This is a genomic window from Streptomyces mauvecolor (assembly GCF_039532965.1).
GTDB lineage: Bacteria > Actinomycetota > Actinomycetes > Streptomycetales > Streptomycetaceae > Streptomyces > Streptomyces violascens.
Map to the genome: position 1 here is coordinate 188,696 of NZ_BAAASQ010000018.1, position 15,227 is coordinate 203,922.

Sequence of the window (15,227 nt, forward strand, 5' to 3'; positions counted from 1 at the left end):
AACAGAGAGACACAGCAACGTGGTTGAGTGGTCGGGAACATGGGTCGCCGAGCGGCTCGGAGTCGAGCTCGTCGGGGACGAGGGACTGAGCGGTCTGCTCGGGCTCGCCCTGCGCCGCAACCCGAAGCGCGCCCATCTCCTTGTCTCGAACGTCCTGGGCAAGCACGTGCCGCAGAGCCCCACCGTGGTGTGGCGCACGGGGTACGAACTCGGGCTGCGGGTAAGGGAGTTGCTTGGTGCGGAGGCGGCCGCGCGGGCCGTGGTGCTCGGGTACGCCGAGACCGCGACGGGCCTCGGCCACTCGGTCGCGGACGGCCTCGCCCTCGCCCCCTTCCTCCACTCGACCCGCCGCCCGGTGGACGGCGTGGCGACGGCGGGCGGCTTCGAGGAGTCCCACTCCCACGCCACCTCCCACCTGCTGCTGCCCGAGGACCCCCGACTCCTCGCCGGGCAGGGCCCGTTGGTCCTGGTCGACGACGAGTTCTCGACCGGCAACACGGTCCTGAACACGATTCGCGACCTGCACGCGCGCTATCCGCGCGACCACTACGTGATCGTCGCCCTGGTCGACATGCGCTCCCCGCAGGACCGCGACCGCCTGACCGCTTTCGCGGCGGAGACAGGTGCCCGCGTCGACCTGATCGCCTCGGCGTCGGGGACGGTACGGCTGCCGGAGGGGGTGCTGGAGAAGGGGCGGGCGCTGGTGGAGGAGTTCGAGGCGAGTGGCCAGGGACAGCCGCTTTGCAGGAGCGGCGCTCCATCCCCGGGCTGCGCACACCGCGTCGACCTGCCCTGGCCCGCGAGCCTTCCCGACGGCGGGCGGCACGGGTTCACCCCGGCCCACCGGGCCGAGCTGGAGGCGGCCCTGCCGGAAATGGCGGCCCGCCTTGCCGACGCGGTGGGCGCCACCGCCCCCGACAGGCCCCGCGTCCTCGTCCTCGGCTTCGAGGAGCTGATGTACGCGCCGCTCCGCCTCGCCGTCGCCCTCGAAGAGCGCGGCGGCGCCGAGGTGCGCTACTCCACCACCACCCGCTCGCCCGTGCTCGCCGTGGACGACCCCGGGTACGCCATACGCACCCGCCTCGCCTTCCCCGCACACGACGACCCGGCCGACGGGCCCGGCGAGCGGTACGCGTACAACGTCGCCGGCCATGGCTTCGACGCGGTCATAGCCGTTGTCGACTCGGCCGCCGACACCCCCCAACTGCACGCCCCCGACGGCCTGTTGGCCCAGCTCGCGGCCCACATACCGCACGTCGTGCTCGCCGTGCTGCCCTCGTACGTACCCGGAGGTGCCCCCATGCCCGAGCCGCTGCCCGAACCCCTCCGCGGACCCGCCTTCTCCTCCTACGCTCCCGACGAGGTCGGCTGGCTGCTCAAGGACCTGTCCGGGGTGGAGCTCGAAGCCCCCACCGAGGAGCGCGAGGAGGCCATCCAGAGCGGCGGGGCGCACTACGCGGAGTCGCTGCCGGTCGAGTACCAGCCGAGCCCGCAGTACCAGGAGCTGTTCCGTGCCGCGCTCGACGCTTCGGCGCACCGGATCGCGCAGGCCGTCGGAGTGGTCACCGAGACCGTCCTCGCCGAGCGGTCGCCGCGCCCCGTGCTGGTCTCGCTGGCCCGCGCCGGCACCCCCGTCGGCGTGCTGATGCGCCGCTGGGCACAGCACCGCCACGGTCTCGACCTGCCGCACTACGCGGTGTCGATCGTGCGCGGCCGGGGCATCGACCCGAACGCGCTGCGCTGGCTCGCCGCCCACCACGACCCGGCCGACGTCGTGTTCGTCGACGGCTGGACGGGCAAGGGCGCCATCACCCGCGAACTGGCCGCGGCCATACGGGAGTTCCCCGAGTTCGAGGGCTTCGACCCGGAGATCGCGGTGCTCGCCGACCCCGGGTCCTGCGTGCGGACGTACGGCACCCGAGAAGACTTCCTGATCCCGTCGGCCTGCCTCAACTCGACTGTGTCCGGGCTGATTTCGCGCACCGTCCTCCGCCAGGACCTGATCGGCCCCGGCGACTTCCACGGCGCCAAGTTCTACCGCGAGCTGGCCGGCGCCGACGTGTCGGGCGACTTCCTCGACGCCGTCGCCGCCCGCTTCGACGAGGTCGCGGCCGACGTGGACCGCGAGGCCAAGGCCCTGCGGGACGCGGACCGCACGCCGAGCTGGGAGGGCTGGGCGGCCGTCGAGCGGATCAGCGAGGAGTACGGCATCCACGACGTCAACCTGGTCAAGCCCGGCGTCGGCGAGACCACCCGGGTGCTGCTCCGCCGGGTTCCGTGGAAGATCCTCGCCGGCCGGGGCGCCGGGGCCGACCTCGACCACGTCAGGCTGCTCGCCGAACAGCGCGGCGTGCCGGTCGAGGAGGTGGACGGCCTGCCGTACAGCTGCGTCGGCCTGATCCACCCCCAGTACACGCGGGGCGCGACCGGCGCCGACGGCAAGGCGGTGGCGGCCAAGTGAGCACCCCTGTGACGCTGGTCGCCAGCGACCTCGACCGCACGCTGATCTATTCGGCGGCCGCCCTCGCGCTGACCATGCCGGACCACCGGGCGCCGCGCCTGCTCTGCGTCGAGGTGCACGAGCACAAGCCCCTCTCGTACGTCACCGAAGACGCGGCGCGGCTGCTCGCCGAGCTGAAGTCGGCCACCGTGTTCGTGCCGACCACGACCCGCACGCGCAAGCAGTACCAGCGCATCCAACTCCCGGGCGCGCCCTCGGAGTTCGCGATCTGCGCCAACGGCGGGCACCTGCTCGTGAACGGGGTGTCCGACCCGGACTGGGCGCGTGAGGTGACCGGCCGCATCGCCGCCGAGTGCGCCTCCCTCGACGAGGTGCGGGCCCACCTGCGGGCGGTCGCCGACCCGGGCTGGCTCCGCAAGGAGCGGGTCGCCGAGGACCTCTTCGCGTACCTCGTCGTCGAGCGGGAGCTGCTGCCCGAGGAGTGGGTGAAGGAGCTCGCGGCCTGGGCCCAGCCGCGCGGCTGGACGGTCTCGCTCCAGGGCCGCAAGATCTACGCCGTGCCCAAGCCGCTCACCAAGAGCGCGGCGGTCCGCGAGGTCGCCCGCCGTACCGGGGCCGCACTCACCCTGGCCGCCGGGGACTCCCTCCTCGACGCCGACCTGCTGCTCGCCGCCGACCACGGCTGGCGCCCGGGCCACGGCGAACTCGCCGAGACGGGCTGGCGGTCGCCGGGCACGGAAGCCCTCGCCGAGTGCGGGGTGTTGGCGGGCGAGGAGATCCTGCGCCGCTTCCTCGGCGCCCGGAATTGAGTACGGTCGCCGCATGACCAAGGGAAACAGCACCAAAATCACTGACGAGTTGTACGCGTACATGCTGGCCCACAACCCGCCGCTGGACGCGGTGCAGCGGGAGCTGGTGAAGACGACGTACGACCGCCTCCCGGACCACGCGGGCATGCAGTCGGCCGAGGAGCAGGGCCCGCTCCTCGCCTTCCTGGTACGCCTGGTGAACGCCCGCCACGTCGTGGAGGTGGGCACCTTCACCGGCTTCTCGGCCCTGGCCATGGCGCAGGCGCTCCCGGCCGACGGCAAGCTGATCGCCTGCGACGTCTCCGAGGAGTGGACGGCGTACGGCAAGGAGGCCTGGGCGAAGGCGGGCGTGGCCGACCGCATCGAGCTCCGGATCGCCCCGGCCCTCGACACCCTGCGAGCGATGCCCCTCGACCCCCACATCGACTTCGCGTACCTGGACGCGGACAAGGGCAGCTACATCGCGTACTGGGAGGAGTTGGTGCCACGCCTGCGCCCGGGCGGGGTCATCGCCACGGACAACGTGCTGTACCACGGCCGGGTCCTCGACCCGGAGGCGCCGGGAGGAGCGCCCGCGGCGATCCGGGCGTTCAACGAGCATGTCGCCGCGGATGAGCGGATGGACAGCGTGATGCTGACTGTGGCGGACGGCCTGACTCTTTCGCGGCGGAGGTAGTTCCCCTGGGCGGGGGGGGGGCTTGTTCGTGTGCGGGCCGGTTGCGGTTGGCGGCGCCCACGCGGCGTTCCACGGGGTGTCCGGCCGCGGGCGGATTGTGGCTGGTCGCGCCGACGCGGCGGAGCCGCACAGTGGCACAGCCCCGCGCCCCCGAGGGGCGTTTGCGTACGCTCGCCCAGCGCTCTGCGGGTCGCCGCGGGCTGAGCGCGCAGTTCCCCGCGCCCCTTCAGGGAGGCTTCCGCGCGCCTGTCTCGAAGGTGCGGTTTCCTGGGCGCGAGGATTCGTCGGCGGGCCGCCTGCGGCCGGGCGCGCACTTCCCCGCGCCCCTGCGGGGTGGGCGGTGGGCGCGTCGGAGTTCCTCAAGCCCGCTTAGTCTGGGGCCATGCCTCGCTATGAATACCGCTGCCGCCCCTGCGACGACACGTTCGAGCTCAGCCGCCCGATGGCCGAGTCCTCCTCTCCGGCAACCTGCCCGGCAGGCCACGCCGACACGGTGAAGCTGCTCTCCACGGTGGCCGTAGGAGGCTCCGCCAAGTCCGGCCCCGCCCCGTCCGCCGGTGGCGGCGGCTGTTGCGGAGGCGGCTGCTGCGGCTAGCGAGCCTGTGGGCGCATCCCGCGGAGGGTTGGGTGGGCTCGGGGCGGATCCTGTGGGGCGCGGGGAACAGCGCGACAAGCCACAGTCGGCCCGCGGACGAACAGCCGCACCCCGCCGAGCGCTGACCGGGCTCGGGGCAGGTCCCGCTGGGGGCGCGGGGGACTGCCCGTACTCAAACACCCGCCCCCCTCGCGGAGCGAAGCGCCTGGGGCCGGAGGTCCGTCCACCTCCGGCCCCAGGGGGCAGACCTCCGGGCCGGGCCGCCGCCGCGGAGCCGACCCGGAGGGGTCTGAAAGGCTCAGCGCATGCCCGGTCCGAGCCGGGCCGGCTCGGACCGGCCCGGGGCGCCCTCCCAGCCCCCGCGCGAGGCCCCCGCGAAGGCCCGGGCCGCCGTCGCGCGCTCCAGCCGGGCCGCGGTGGTGGACCCGTCGAGCAGCGCCGACAGATACCCCGCCACAAAGGCGTCCGCGTCGGCCGATCCCACGGCCCGTACGGCGAGGGCAGGGCGGTGAACCCGCCCCTGCACCGAGTACGCCGTCGCCCCGGCCGCCCCTCGCCTCACCACGACCTCGCCGACGCCGAGCGCGAGCAACTCCTTCGCCCGCAGTCCGGCGTCGTCAGGGACGCCCGAAGGCAGGCAGAGCGCGAGCTCGTCGTCCGAGGCGATGAGGACGTCCGCCTTCGGCGCCCACTCCCGCATCACCTCGCCCGCCTCGCCGGAACTCCACAGCTCAGCCTGGTAGTTGACGTCCAGGCAGACCAGCGTCGAGTGTTCGGCCGCCAGCTGGAGGGCCAGGCACGCGGCCGAGCGGGCGGTGCGGCTGAGCGCCGGGGTGACCCCGGTCAGGTACAGCACCCTGGGCGGCGCCGCCGAGAAGGCCTCGGCGACCGAGCACGCGGTGATACGGGACCCGGCCGACCCGGCCCGGTAATGGTGCACCCGGGTCAGCTCGGGCAGCCGCGGCTCGAAGAGGACCAGCCCGGTCGGCGCCCCGGAGTCGCGGGAGGCGGCCGACACGTCGACGCCCTCGGCCCGCAGCGTACGCAGCACGAGCTCGCCCGCCTCGTCGTCGCCGACCGCGCCCGCCCAGCGCACCTCGTGCCCGAGCCGGGCCAGACCGATGGCCACACCGGACTCGGCCCCGGCGATCGAGACGTCCATGGACCCGCCGAGCCGGAGCGGCCCGCTGCCGCGCAGCGCGATCGTCGTCTCGCCGAAGGTGAAGACGCTCATGCGCGGGCCGCCTCGCAGTCCATGGGGGTTCCTCTCGGGCTCGTAGGGACCGGGTTCGCAGAGTTCGGGTTCGTGGGAGCCGGGGTCGTGAGGACCGGGCCCCTCGGGATCACGGATGGTCGCGCAGGGACAGGTCGAGGAGTTCGAGCACGGCCATGTACGCGCCGTCCACATCGCCCTCCCGTACGGAGCGGACGACCTCGGCGTGCGCCGGTACCGGGTCCTCGTGCCCGTGGGTGCGCCCGTGCCGGCCCCGCGCCACGAGCGCGGGCACGATCACCCGGCGCAGCTGGATGAAGAACCGGTTGTGCGAGGCGCCCAGGAGCGCGGTGTGGAAGGAGGTGTCGGCCCGCACGGCGAGTACCGGATCCCTCCCGGCCGCCCGCATGGAGTCGAGCGCGCCGTCCAGAGCGGCCAGATCCTCTTCCGTACGGTGCTCGGCGGCGAGCGAGGCGGCGGCCGACTCGATCGCGCGGCGCAGTTCGAGGACGTCTGCGAAGAAGTCGTGCGGCGCCCCGGCGGCCAGCTTCCAGCGCAGGACGTCGCTGTCGAGCAGATTCCAGTCGACGCGGGGCCGTACGAACGTGCCCCGCTTCTGGCGCGCGTCGAGCAGCCCCTTCGCGGTGAGCACCTTGACGGCCTCGCGCAGCACGGTCTGGCTGACCCCCAACTCGGCCATGAGTGCGGGGAGTTCGAGGGTGTCACCCTCGTCGTACGTACCGTCGAAGATCTTCAGGGCCAAGCTCTCGACGGCGGTCCGGTGGACACCGCGCCCGATGTAGGCGGCCTCGCTCACGTGGCGCACTCCCTCGCTCGGCCCGACCTGGACGCCGGTCAATGTTTACCCTTGGCGAGGTAAAGAGTTGCACAAGTGCTAATTAATTACCAATTAATCGCGCCCGCACGTCGCGCGGCTGGCACGGCTGCGCCCGGGAGCCTTCAGGCATCCCGGGCGTGGCCTCCGCCCCGCGCAACCGGCTCAAAGATCGTCGGCGTGCTCGTGGCGGGCCTTCCAGTACGGGTTGTCGTGCGGCAGGAAGCCGGTGACCCGCCCGTACATCCCGAACACCATCAGAAGCAGCCCGACCACGAAGCTGAACAGCACGTTCTGCATCTTGAAGGCCAGGAAATTGTGCGTGGTGTCGAGCAGCGCGAGGTTCACGAAGCCGCTGATCAGGAACAGGATGCCGAGCGTGATGTTGAGCGTCGAGGCGAAGTTGCCGCCCTTGACCATCCCGTACAGGAGCAGCACACCGACGACGATGGACAGCACGCTCAGCGCGCCGTTGGTGTTCAGCCCGGCGACCCGGTCACCGCCGGTGTCGAAGAACCCGATCTGATGGACCAGCCCGAGAATGCCGAAGACCAGCAGGACGACCCCCATCACCCCGGCGCCGAAGCGGTAGACGCGGTTGAGGCGGTGGTCGACCGGCAGATGCTCGTTGAGCGAGACCCGGCTGTGATTGAGGCGCTGCGAGATCGTGTGGGTGGCCATGGGGCCCTCCTCATCCCTATCGCGAGGCACGCAGGGCGTACGTACACCAGCATCCGCCGGGTGACGGCCCCTATCAACTCAAGGGGGCCGGCTGCCGCACCCTGCCAGGGGCGCGGGGCTGTTCCATTGTGCGGCTCCCCCGCGCGGGGCCGACCAGCCACAACGGGCCCGCAGCCGAACAAGGGCATCCGACTATCCGCCCCCCGCGGAGCGCTCACGCCCCGTGCCCGAGCTCCTCCCGAATGCGGGACACCACATCCGCCACGGTCCGCCGCACGGCGTCCGTCTCCGTCAGGAAGTGCCAGTAGTCCGGGTGCCGGCCCTCCAGCGTGGCGATCGCCCGCTCCAGGCGGGCCACCGAATCGTCCAGGGGCCTGGCGTGACGGGGGTCGGGGGTGTTGCGCCCCGACATCGCCAGGCGCTGGGCGTCGCGGATCGCGAACCGGGTGCGCTGGATCTCCTGTTGCGGGTCCTTCGCGACGGCGTTGAGCTTCTGCAGCCGGTCGCCGGCGGCCGAGACCGCCTCGTCCGTGGAGTTGAGCAGCGCCCGCACCGTACTGAGCCGCGACGTCGCATCCGCCCAGCGCTGCTCATCGCGCGCCTTGGCCGCCTCCTTGAGCTTCTCCTCCGCCTGCCGTACGGAGACGGCGGCCTGCTCGGGCACCTGCTGGAGGTCCTGCCAGCAGGCGGCGGCGAAGCGGCGGCGCAGCTCGCTGAGCACCGGGTCGACCCCGCCGGCCCGGGTGGTGAGCGCCTGGGCGCGGGTGCGCAGGGATACGAGCCGGCGGTCGATCTCGGCGGCCTTCGCGGGCAGCTGCTCGGCCTCGGCCCGTACGGCCTCGGCGTCGCGCAGCACCCGGTCGGCGCGCTGGAGCGTCTCGGGCACGCCGTGCCGCCCGGCGCCCTCGTTGAGCTTGGTCAGCTCGGGCCCGAGCGAGGCGAGCCGCGCCGCGAGCTCGTCGGCGCGCAGGCCCGAGGCCCGTACGGCATCCAGCGCGGTACTGGCACCGAGCAGCGCGTGCCGGGCGCGCTCGACGGCGGGGGCGAGCCGGGCGAGCTGGGTCTCGGCGGTGTCGAGGAGGGGCCGCAGGCTCTGCTCGAAGCGGTCGAGCTCGCCCTTCACGCGGACCAGTTCGTCCTTGGCGGCGGTCAGCTCGGCCCGGGCCCGCGAGGCGACGGAGGCGTCGAGGTCGTCCCGGTCCAGGTCGTGGGCGTCGACGGCGTTGATGTACTGGTTGGAGACCTCGTCGATACGGCGCCCCAGAGCCGCGAAGTCGTCGACGGCGCGGCGGGCGCCGGGCGAACTGTCCACGGCTGTGATCGTCTCGATGGAGATCCGCAGATCGCGCTGGGCGGTGTCGAGCTCGTAGAACGCGGCAGCCGCCGCGTCCTTGGCCGCCTGGGCGTCGGCGCGCAGGCTCTCGCCGCGCCCGCCGAACCAGCGGCGCGTACCGCCTCCGGCGAAGGCGCCTGGCAGCACCGCGGCCCCGAGGACGACGGGGAGCGCGATGAGCACCAGCACGTCCCGGACGGTGGCACCCGCTCTGCTGTACGGCCGCGCGTGTGTCGCCGTCACATCCCTCTCCCGTGCTGTGTCGCCCTGCTGGTCCATTCTCCCACCAGGTAAGGACGAACACACCGGCCGGTTAGTTCATGATTCCCCCTCCGATCTCGGGTCCCGTTCTCAGCCGGGACGGTTCAGCTCAGCTGTCGCGTCATCAAGGGGTCAGCTGTCGTGGACGCTCACCCGCCCGTCGTCGCTCCGCACGGTGAGCACATGCGTACTGGAATCGGAGCGGCCCACGGTGACATCGACGCGGCCGTTGTCGGCGCGGGCGGCGACCTTGTACGTGTCCTTCGGTACGGCCAGGTCGACCCGTCCGTCGTTGCTGGTGGCCACCACGCTGTCCGGCACGGCGGCGAAGGCGAGCGCCACCCGGCCGTTGTCCGAACCGGCCCGCACGTTCTTGGCCCGGATCCCCTGCCCGTCGATCCGTCCCTCCCTGGACGTCAGGTCCAGCGGCCCGGAGGAGTCCTTGACGCTGATCCGCCCGTTGTCGCAGGCGATGACCAGCGGGGTGTCGAACCCGCTCGCCTCGACGCGCCCGTCGTCGTTGCGCACGGTGACCGCGACCCCGCGCGGGACCTTCACCTCGTGCCGGGCACCGCAGTTCTTGATCACCCCGCTGCACTTCACACCGAGCCTGAGCGTGCCGCCGCTGAGCTCCCAGTCGGCATCGGGCCCGTTCCCGAACACGACCCACCCGTCGACCTGCCGAGAGACCTGGACGTCTGTTACGTCGGCGGGCGCAACGACGAGGGTGGAGTGCCCGGCATCGATGGTCAGCGCTTTGCCCCCGAAGGCGAAGCTCTTGTGCTCGACGGGAGCGTCCGAGGCATCCGAACTCCCGCACCCCGCGAGACCGAGACAGAGCACCCCGGTCCCGACGGCGGCGAACAGCGCGGTGCGACAGCGAAATGCCATGGTGATCTTCCCCCGGTGACGTGGCGATGCCCGTGCCCCACGGTACGAACCGGCACGCCTCTCGCGCACTGGAGCCCGCGACCGGATCGGGAGTGGTGCTAGCCCCACCCCGGATCGGGTTTGCGGCGGCACCCCATGGGCCATGTACGCTGTTCCCTCATCCACGGGTGTGTAGCTCAGGGGTAGAGCGCTGCTCTTACAAAGCAGATGTCGGCGGTTCGAAACCGTCCACGCCCACCAGATGTTTTGCGAAGGCCCCTCGCCGATCATGGCGGGGGGCCTTTGACATCCTGGTCCGACGACATCAACGTTTATGGTCATCCACGCTCGGGCCGCCTCCTGAGCAGCCGGGGTCGTATGGCTGACGGCTTCGCGCTGCGCGACAGCGGGCTGTACGTTCGCACCCACGACGGCCGAGGCCTCAGCGACGCGAGCTGACTCCGGGTGGCCTCAGGCGTTCTCCCATATCGCCTTGCGACGGGCGGCTTCGTACAGCTGCCGTACCTGTTCAGGCTGGAACACACCCGTGAGAGGGCCGAGCGCGGATACAGCCCGCTCCTCATAGACCCGGACGTCGAGCAAGGTGGCGACCTTGTCCAGGTGACGGATGTCGACGAACACCAGGACCGGTGTCACCGGGACCTCGAAGTCGCAGTAGCGCTCCAGCACCCGCTGCACGCGCCTGGCTTCGGCACGGCTCTTTCGTAGGTACGGCTGAGGCTTGCCGTGATTGACCTTGACCATGTCGTCACCGACCCAGACATCCTTGTCCGGATGCCGCTTGGTGTTGATGCTGAACACTCCGCCGGGCCCGATGAGGAGATGGTCAATATCGACCTTCCGCGGCAGAGGTACGGAGTGCAGCACGAGCCAGCCGTCACCGGATAATCGGCGCAGCTCCCGACCTACCCGCTTTTCGCCGGCCAGCCCCTTGCGCCAGGAGTCCCATTCGGTCTTGCGGCGCAGCAGCAGGTTCACGAAGCGCTTCGCAGGGCCAGGTCCCTCGCTACGGAGCTTGTCCCGCAGAGCCTTGCCCGGCGGCCATAGAGCGAGGTCGTCCTCCCGACTGAGCTCTGGCAGAGGATGCACCTTGGGACGAGGTGGTGCCGAAGACCGGGGTGGGGGAGGAGCGGGCTCGGCAGCAGGAAGGTACTGAACGAGAGCCTCAGTGGCGGCAGTTCGATACTCCGCCCTCAGGATGGTGACCTTGCCGGTGTGCCGGTCGAGGAATGCGACGGCGACCCCGTTCGGCAGGTTCACATACAGCCGATCATGCCCGTACCGCTTCCACACGGTGATCTTCAGATCGCTCACGCAAGCCCCCCGGCGTCGGTGTGCCACCCCACCAACATGGCAACAGCCCGGGCCTGTCCCCACAAGACGACGTGCGTGGTGGAACTTTCCCTACTTCGTCAAGCACCCGGCTGCGCTTCGCTCCGCCAGGCGGGCTTTCCGGCTCCGCTCGGGGCGCCGCTCCTGCCTCCGGCCCGCTCCGCCCCGGCCGCGCCGACGCCCGCCCACTGTGGATAGACCCCGGAGGCCATGAGTCGATCACCCGGACCTCTGCGTCCCACAGTCACAGACGATGCCTCCGGCGGGGGATCGGCCGGCACCGGGTGGGAGGGGGCCCTGTTCCCGGCCGCGGGCACATTGTGGCGAGTGTGGGGACTCCCACCCGTCCACCGTCGACCCAGGCAGAGCCGAGCAGATGCGGCCCCTGGCGTCCAGGTCGTTCGTACAGTGGCGCGCTCCACCTGGACGCCATGAACCACGCCCGCTCCACATGCGTGTGGGGCGACGGCAGACGAGATGGGAGCTGGGGAGAGTGGTGGGTTGAGGTGAGATCATCGTGTCTCGCGTTGGGGGGACATGAAAGACACGAAGAAGGATCAATGGTGGCTACAGGCCGTGGGACTCGCGGCCGGATCGGCATGGGCAGGCGCCCGCGCAATGAGCCACGGCCGACCCTTGTTGCTACGGGTGGGCCTGGGCGTGGGGGCGCTCTGTTTCCTTGCAGGGCTTATGGGGCTCATCATCGACCGAGTCCGGGCAACGAAGCGCCACGATTCCGCTGCTGATAGGTGAAGCGGGCCACGTCAAGACCGTCTCCGAGCTTGACATCAGCGCCTGACACCAACAGCCACGAACGACATCGGTCAGGGCCGAACTCCAGCGGCCTGCTGTCCGAGGCACGTAGTGGATTGACCGATGTCGGTGGTTCCCCGTGATCGACCTGATAGGGACGAGGCCAGACCTCAAAGTCCCGAGTTCCAGGCGGGACACCTTGGAGCTGCCAGCCGAGCCGTTCGGCGATCCCCTTGCCGTCCAGGCCTGCCCCGGTGCGCAGCTCGCGCAGCCGCGCGCCGAGGGCGAGCCTTGCGTTCTGGAAGTCCGTGGTCACGTCGTGGAACGTACCCGCCTCTGGAACTTCTCGGTACGTACGGCGTGATGCCAGGCCTTGTCGCGGGCCTGGCAGGTGGCGAGGACTTCGGCGGGGTCTTCGCTGACGAAGACGCCGAGGGTGGTGTCCTGGTCGTCGAAGACCAGGCGGACCAGGATGCGGGAGTCGAAGAGCCAGAAGTCCCGGTCGGGCAGGCCGAGCTTCTCGGCCTCTGTCCGGGGGAGGTTGCGGATGTCCTTGCCCGCGGCGACATTGCCGAGCCCGGAGGCGAGGAGGTACCGCTGACCTTCGGTCGGCGGGACGTCGACCACGCGTACTCGCTCGAACCGCTTGCCCCGCTCGGTCTGTTCGCGGACGTTGATGCGCCAGGCGTCGAACGGCTCGGCGGCGATGTCCTCGCCCGCCTGCCAGCGCTGCCACTTTGCGCCCTGGAGGTCGGAGGCGTATCCGCGGCGCGTCTCAAGGCGCCATGCCATGTGCTTGAAGTCCCTGAAGAGGTGGGTCACTTCTGTGAAGAGGACCAGCTCGGCTGCGGCTTCCCTCGGGGCATAGCGCGTGAGGAGGTTCCGGGGGACCACGACGAATGTCTCGGACTCCTTCACGTCGCGCAGCCGCGCCAGATGCTCTGGGTCGGTCACCCGCTCCCCTTGGACCAGTACATTGTCGGTCCCTTCGATTTCGTACAGGGTGGGGCAGTCGCCGTCGTCGCTGGTGGTTCCCATGAAACGGAGCGTCATGTGGCCGCCCTCCATATGCGCTGGTCGAGCAACCAGGATGCGGCGCACCACCCCCGCCCCGCTCGGCGAGTGCGGCAGATTGCGAAGGGAAGCACTCGGCAGCGGGTTGCGCGCCATCCCAGTGCGGCGGGGCCGGACATGGCGGCCTGCCGGGACCCGCGACAACATGGGGGCACCCGCGTTCAGCGGGAAGCCCCGTCGGGGTGCGGACGGGGCTTCTCGGCCGGGGCCGCAGCGCGCTCGGGGATGCGCTCGGCGCCGGAGTTCCGGCGGGTCAGGAGCGGGGAGGACTCCGCCGGATGGCTGAGATTACGCCTGTGGTTGGCTGAAACGTAACCCCTGTGCGTGATGAGGTCCCGGCGGATTCACGGGGCGCCCGGGGCCTGTTGGTTCGGGTGCGGTGCCGTGTGTTTCTGGTGCGTGGTGAGGGAGTGAGGGCCTGGGCATGGGTGTGAAGCGGAGTCTGCGAGCGGCCCATCGGCATGCCCTCGCCTCGGAGCCCAGTTACGCCGAGGTCGGGGCGACGGAAGGCGCCGTGCTGCCCGGCGGATACCGGACCTTTCGGCGGCGGATCCTCGTCGGGTACGGGCAGGACGTCTTCGAGTGGGCCGGGGCGCACGTGCTCGCGTGGGGCGCGCAGCGCGGGGCCGGGTTCGGGGTGTACCCCGACGGGCCCGCCGTGCCCGGCGCGACCGCGCTCGTCGTTCTGCGGCTGCCGAGGCTGCCGGTCCCTCGCCTCGCCATCCCGTGCCGCGTCGTGTGGACCGTACGGGCCGCCGAACGCATCGGATTCGCCTACGGCACCCTGCCCGGGCACCCCGAGTGCGGTGAGGAGTCGTTCGTCGTGGGGCGTGACCCCGATGGAGTCGTCTGGTTCGAAGTCGCCGCCTTCTCGCGGCCGGCTCGCTGGTACTCCCGGCTCGGCGGGCCCCTCACGCGGCTGCTCCAGGATCTGGCCACTCGGCGCTACTGCCTGTCCGTGGCCGCCGCCGCCCGCCGGGGAACGTAGGCGCGGCCCGCCTCGTCTCCGAGGGAGGGGGCCTGCCGATTCCCGGGGGGACGACTGCCGAGGGAGGTGCCTCCCGGACAAGGTGCCTCCCGGACAAGGTGCCTCCCGGGCGAGGCGCCTCCCAGGCAAAGGCGCCTCCCGCGGAGTGCGTACAGGAGACGGTGGCACACTGGCCGCTCGTTCGGTGATGGTGATGGGGCTGGGGAAGGGAAGCTGGTCGTGGCGATGATGCGGAATCTGCGGAGGGCGGTGCGCCGCGCCTACCGGCGGACCGTCGACCTCAGCCATCCGGCGCGCTCGCCCCTGGGGAGCGCCGTCGTCAACTGTGCGGTGTACGCCGGCGGAGTGCGGCAGAAGGACGACTGCCCCGTCGACGAGGCGCTGCGGCGGGTGCGCAAACTGGGCGACGGGGCCTTCGTGTGGGTCGGGCTGCACGAGCCGACCCAGGAGGAGTTCGCCGGGCTCGCCGAGCTGTTCGGGCTGCACCCGCTGGCCGTCGAGGACGCGGTGACCGCACACCAGCGCCCCAAGGTCGTGCCGTACGACGACAGCCTGTTCTCGGTCTTCAAGACCTGCCGGTACGTCGAGCACGAGGAGCTCACCGCCAGCAGCGAGGTGGTGGACACCGGCGAGCTGATGGTGTTCACGGGAGCCGACTTCGTCATCACCGTGCGGCACGGCATGCACGGCTCGCTCGGCCCGCTGCGGGAGGAGCTGGAGCAGGAGCGCGAGCAGCTCGCCAAGGGGCCCTCCGCGGTGCTGCACGCCATCGCCGACCACGTCGTCGACGAGTACCTCGCCGTCGCCGACGCGATGCAGAGCGACATGGACGCGGTCGAGACGGCCGTGTTCGCCGAGAACGCCGGACGCGGCGACGCGGGCCGGATCTACCAGCTCAAGCGCGAACTCCTGGAACTGAAGCGGGCGGTGGCCCCGCTGGACCGGCCGCTGCAGAAGCTCGCCGGTGAAGCGGTGCCCTCGATCGCCCCGGAGGTCAGGCCGTACTTCCGCGACGTCGCCGACCACCTGCTCCGTACCACCGAACAGATCTGCGCCTTCGACGGACTGCTCGACTCCATCCTCCAGGCCCACCTCGCCCAGGTCACGGTGGCCCAGAACGAGGACATGCGGAAGATCACCGCATGGGCGGCCATCGTCGCCGTGCCGACCATGGTGTGCGGCATCTACGGCATGAACTTCGACAACATGCCCGAACTGCACTGGCGTTACGGCTACTTCATGGCGCTCGGGCTCATGGCGGCGGCCTGTTTCGTCATTTATCGGGGGTTTCGGCGCAACGGCTGGCTGTAGCAGTCAGCCGTTGC

General features: G+C 71.2%; 13 protein-coding genes, 1 tRNA gene and 1 pseudogene. 7 read left to right on the forward strand and 8 right to left on the reverse strand.

Annotation, left to right across the window (positions count from 1 at the left end):
• Positions 1 to 19 precede the first annotated feature (19 nt).
• The 4 genes from ABD346_RS23870 to ABD346_RS23885 all read left to right on the forward strand — a co-directional run bounded on the left by ABD346_RS23870 (position 20) and on the right by ABD346_RS23885 (position 4,541).
• The gene (locus tag ABD346_RS23870) at positions 20 to 2,461 is read left to right on the forward strand and encodes a phosphoribosyltransferase (RefSeq protein ID WP_344377506.1); all 2,442 of its coding nucleotides are present in this window, start codon (positions 20 to 22) and stop codon (positions 2,459 to 2,461) included.
• Positions 2,458 to 3,270, forward strand: coding sequence for an HAD family hydrolase (locus tag ABD346_RS23875; RefSeq protein ID WP_344377508.1), 813 nt, complete (start codon positions 2,458 to 2,460; stop codon positions 3,268 to 3,270). Before ABD346_RS23870 ends, ABD346_RS23875 begins: the two co-directional genes overlap by 4 nt.
• A gap of 13 nt (positions 3,271 to 3,283) precedes the next feature.
• On the forward strand, positions 3,284 to 3,946 hold the full coding sequence (locus tag ABD346_RS23880; protein WP_344377509.1) for an O-methyltransferase: 663 nt from the start codon (positions 3,284 to 3,286) through the stop codon (positions 3,944 to 3,946).
• Positions 3,947 to 4,328: 382 nt separating this feature from the next.
• Positions 4,329 to 4,541 carry an FmdB family zinc ribbon protein gene (locus ABD346_RS23885; protein WP_344377512.1) on the forward strand — a complete coding sequence of 71 codons (213 nt, stop codon included), beginning with the start codon at positions 4,329 to 4,331 and terminating at the stop codon, positions 4,539 to 4,541.
• A gap of 298 nt (positions 4,542 to 4,839) precedes the next feature.
• Here the strand turns inward: ABD346_RS23885 and ABD346_RS23890 are convergent, their stop codons facing one another.
• From ABD346_RS23890 to ABD346_RS23910, 5 genes are all read right to left on the reverse strand, one after another.
• Complete coding sequence (locus ABD346_RS23890; RefSeq protein ID WP_344377513.1) at positions 4,840 to 5,775, reverse strand: sugar kinase; 936 nt, start codon at positions 5,773 to 5,775, stop codon at positions 4,840 to 4,842.
• A gap of 109 nt (positions 5,776 to 5,884) precedes the next feature.
• Positions 5,885 to 6,571 (reverse strand): FadR/GntR family transcriptional regulator, encoded by a 687-nt coding sequence (locus tag ABD346_RS23895; protein WP_344377514.1) that lies wholly within the window; start codon positions 6,569 to 6,571, stop codon positions 5,885 to 5,887.
• Between the two features lie 183 nt (positions 6,572 to 6,754).
• Positions 6,755 to 7,270 (reverse strand): DUF4383 domain-containing protein, encoded by a 516-nt coding sequence (locus ABD346_RS23900; protein ID WP_344377516.1) that lies wholly within the window; start codon positions 7,268 to 7,270, stop codon positions 6,755 to 6,757.
• 214 nt (positions 7,271 to 7,484) lie between these two features.
• Complete coding sequence (locus ABD346_RS23905; RefSeq protein ID WP_344377517.1) at positions 7,485 to 8,846, reverse strand: coiled-coil domain-containing protein; 1,362 nt, start codon at positions 8,844 to 8,846, stop codon at positions 7,485 to 7,487.
• Between the two features lie 150 nt (positions 8,847 to 8,996).
• The gene (locus tag ABD346_RS23910; RefSeq protein ID WP_344377518.1) at positions 8,997 to 9,755 is read right to left on the reverse strand and encodes a DUF4097 family beta strand repeat-containing protein; all 759 of its coding nucleotides are present in this window, start codon (positions 9,753 to 9,755) and stop codon (positions 8,997 to 8,999) included.
• Positions 9,756 to 9,920: 165 nt separating this feature from the next.
• Here ABD346_RS23910 and ABD346_RS23915 point away from each other — a divergent pair.
• Positions 9,921 to 9,995 (forward strand) — tRNA-Val (locus tag ABD346_RS23915).
• A 210-nt stretch (positions 9,996 to 10,205) separates the two neighbouring features.
• On the opposite strand, the gene ABD346_RS23920 is transcribed toward ABD346_RS23915, so the two are convergent.
• From ABD346_RS23920 to ABD346_RS23930, 3 genes and pseudogenes are all read right to left on the reverse strand, one after another.
• Positions 10,206 to 11,069 carry a nuclease-related domain-containing protein gene (locus tag ABD346_RS23920; protein ID WP_344377520.1) on the reverse strand — a complete coding sequence of 288 codons (864 nt, stop codon included), beginning with the start codon at positions 11,067 to 11,069 and terminating at the stop codon, positions 10,206 to 10,208.
• Between the two features lie 948 nt (positions 11,070 to 12,017).
• Positions 12,018 to 12,156: pseudogene (locus ABD346_RS23925) on the reverse strand (helix-turn-helix domain-containing protein); the annotation flags it as partial.
• Positions 12,153 to 12,893 (reverse strand): DUF6879 family protein, encoded by a 741-nt coding sequence (locus ABD346_RS23930; RefSeq protein ID WP_344377521.1) that lies wholly within the window; start codon positions 12,891 to 12,893, stop codon positions 12,153 to 12,155. The gene ABD346_RS23930 and the pseudogene ABD346_RS23925, both read right to left, overlap by 4 nt.
• Before the next feature lie 445 nt (positions 12,894 to 13,338).
• Here ABD346_RS23930 and ABD346_RS23935 point away from each other — a divergent pair, with 445 nt between their 5' ends.
• A complete protein-coding gene (locus tag ABD346_RS23935) occupies positions 13,339 to 13,902 on the forward strand; it encodes a DUF1990 domain-containing protein (protein ID WP_344377523.1) in 564 nt (187 codons plus the stop codon).
• A gap of 225 nt (positions 13,903 to 14,127) precedes the next feature.
• The gene (corA, locus tag ABD346_RS23940; RefSeq protein ID WP_344377702.1) at positions 14,128 to 15,213 is read left to right on the forward strand and encodes a magnesium/cobalt transporter CorA; all 1,086 of its coding nucleotides are present in this window, start codon (positions 14,128 to 14,130) and stop codon (positions 15,211 to 15,213) included.
• The last annotated feature ends 14 nt before the right edge of the window (positions 15,214 to 15,227 follow it).

What these genes read in the sequence shown, in the direction of transcription:
- ABD346_RS23890 (WP_344377513.1), bottom strand. Translation starts at nt 5,775, where the DNA reads ATGAGCGTCTTCACCTTCGGCGAGACGACGATCGCGCTGCGCGGCAGC.
- ABD346_RS23880 (WP_344377509.1), top strand. Translation starts at nt 3,284, where the DNA reads ATGACCAAGGGAAACAGCACCAAAATCACTGACGAGTTGTACGCGTAC.
- ABD346_RS23910 (WP_344377518.1), bottom strand. Translation starts at nt 9,755, where the DNA reads ATGGCATTTCGCTGTCGCACCGCGCTGTTCGCCGCCGTCGGGACCGGG.
- ABD346_RS23885 (WP_344377512.1), top strand. Translation starts at nt 4,329, where the DNA reads ATGCCTCGCTATGAATACCGCTGCCGCCCCTGCGACGACACGTTCGAG.
- ABD346_RS23930 (WP_344377521.1), bottom strand. Translation starts at nt 12,893, where the DNA reads ATGACGCTCCGTTTCATGGGAACCACCAGCGACGACGGCGACTGCCCC.
- ABD346_RS23935 (WP_344377523.1), top strand. Translation starts at nt 13,339, where the DNA reads ATGGGTGTGAAGCGGAGTCTGCGAGCGGCCCATCGGCATGCCCTCGCC.
- corA (WP_344377702.1), top strand. Translation starts at nt 14,128, where the DNA reads ATGATGCGGAATCTGCGGAGGGCGGTGCGCCGCGCCTACCGGCGGACC.
- ABD346_RS23900 (WP_344377516.1), bottom strand. Translation starts at nt 7,270, where the DNA reads ATGGCCACCCACACGATCTCGCAGCGCCTCAATCACAGCCGGGTCTCG.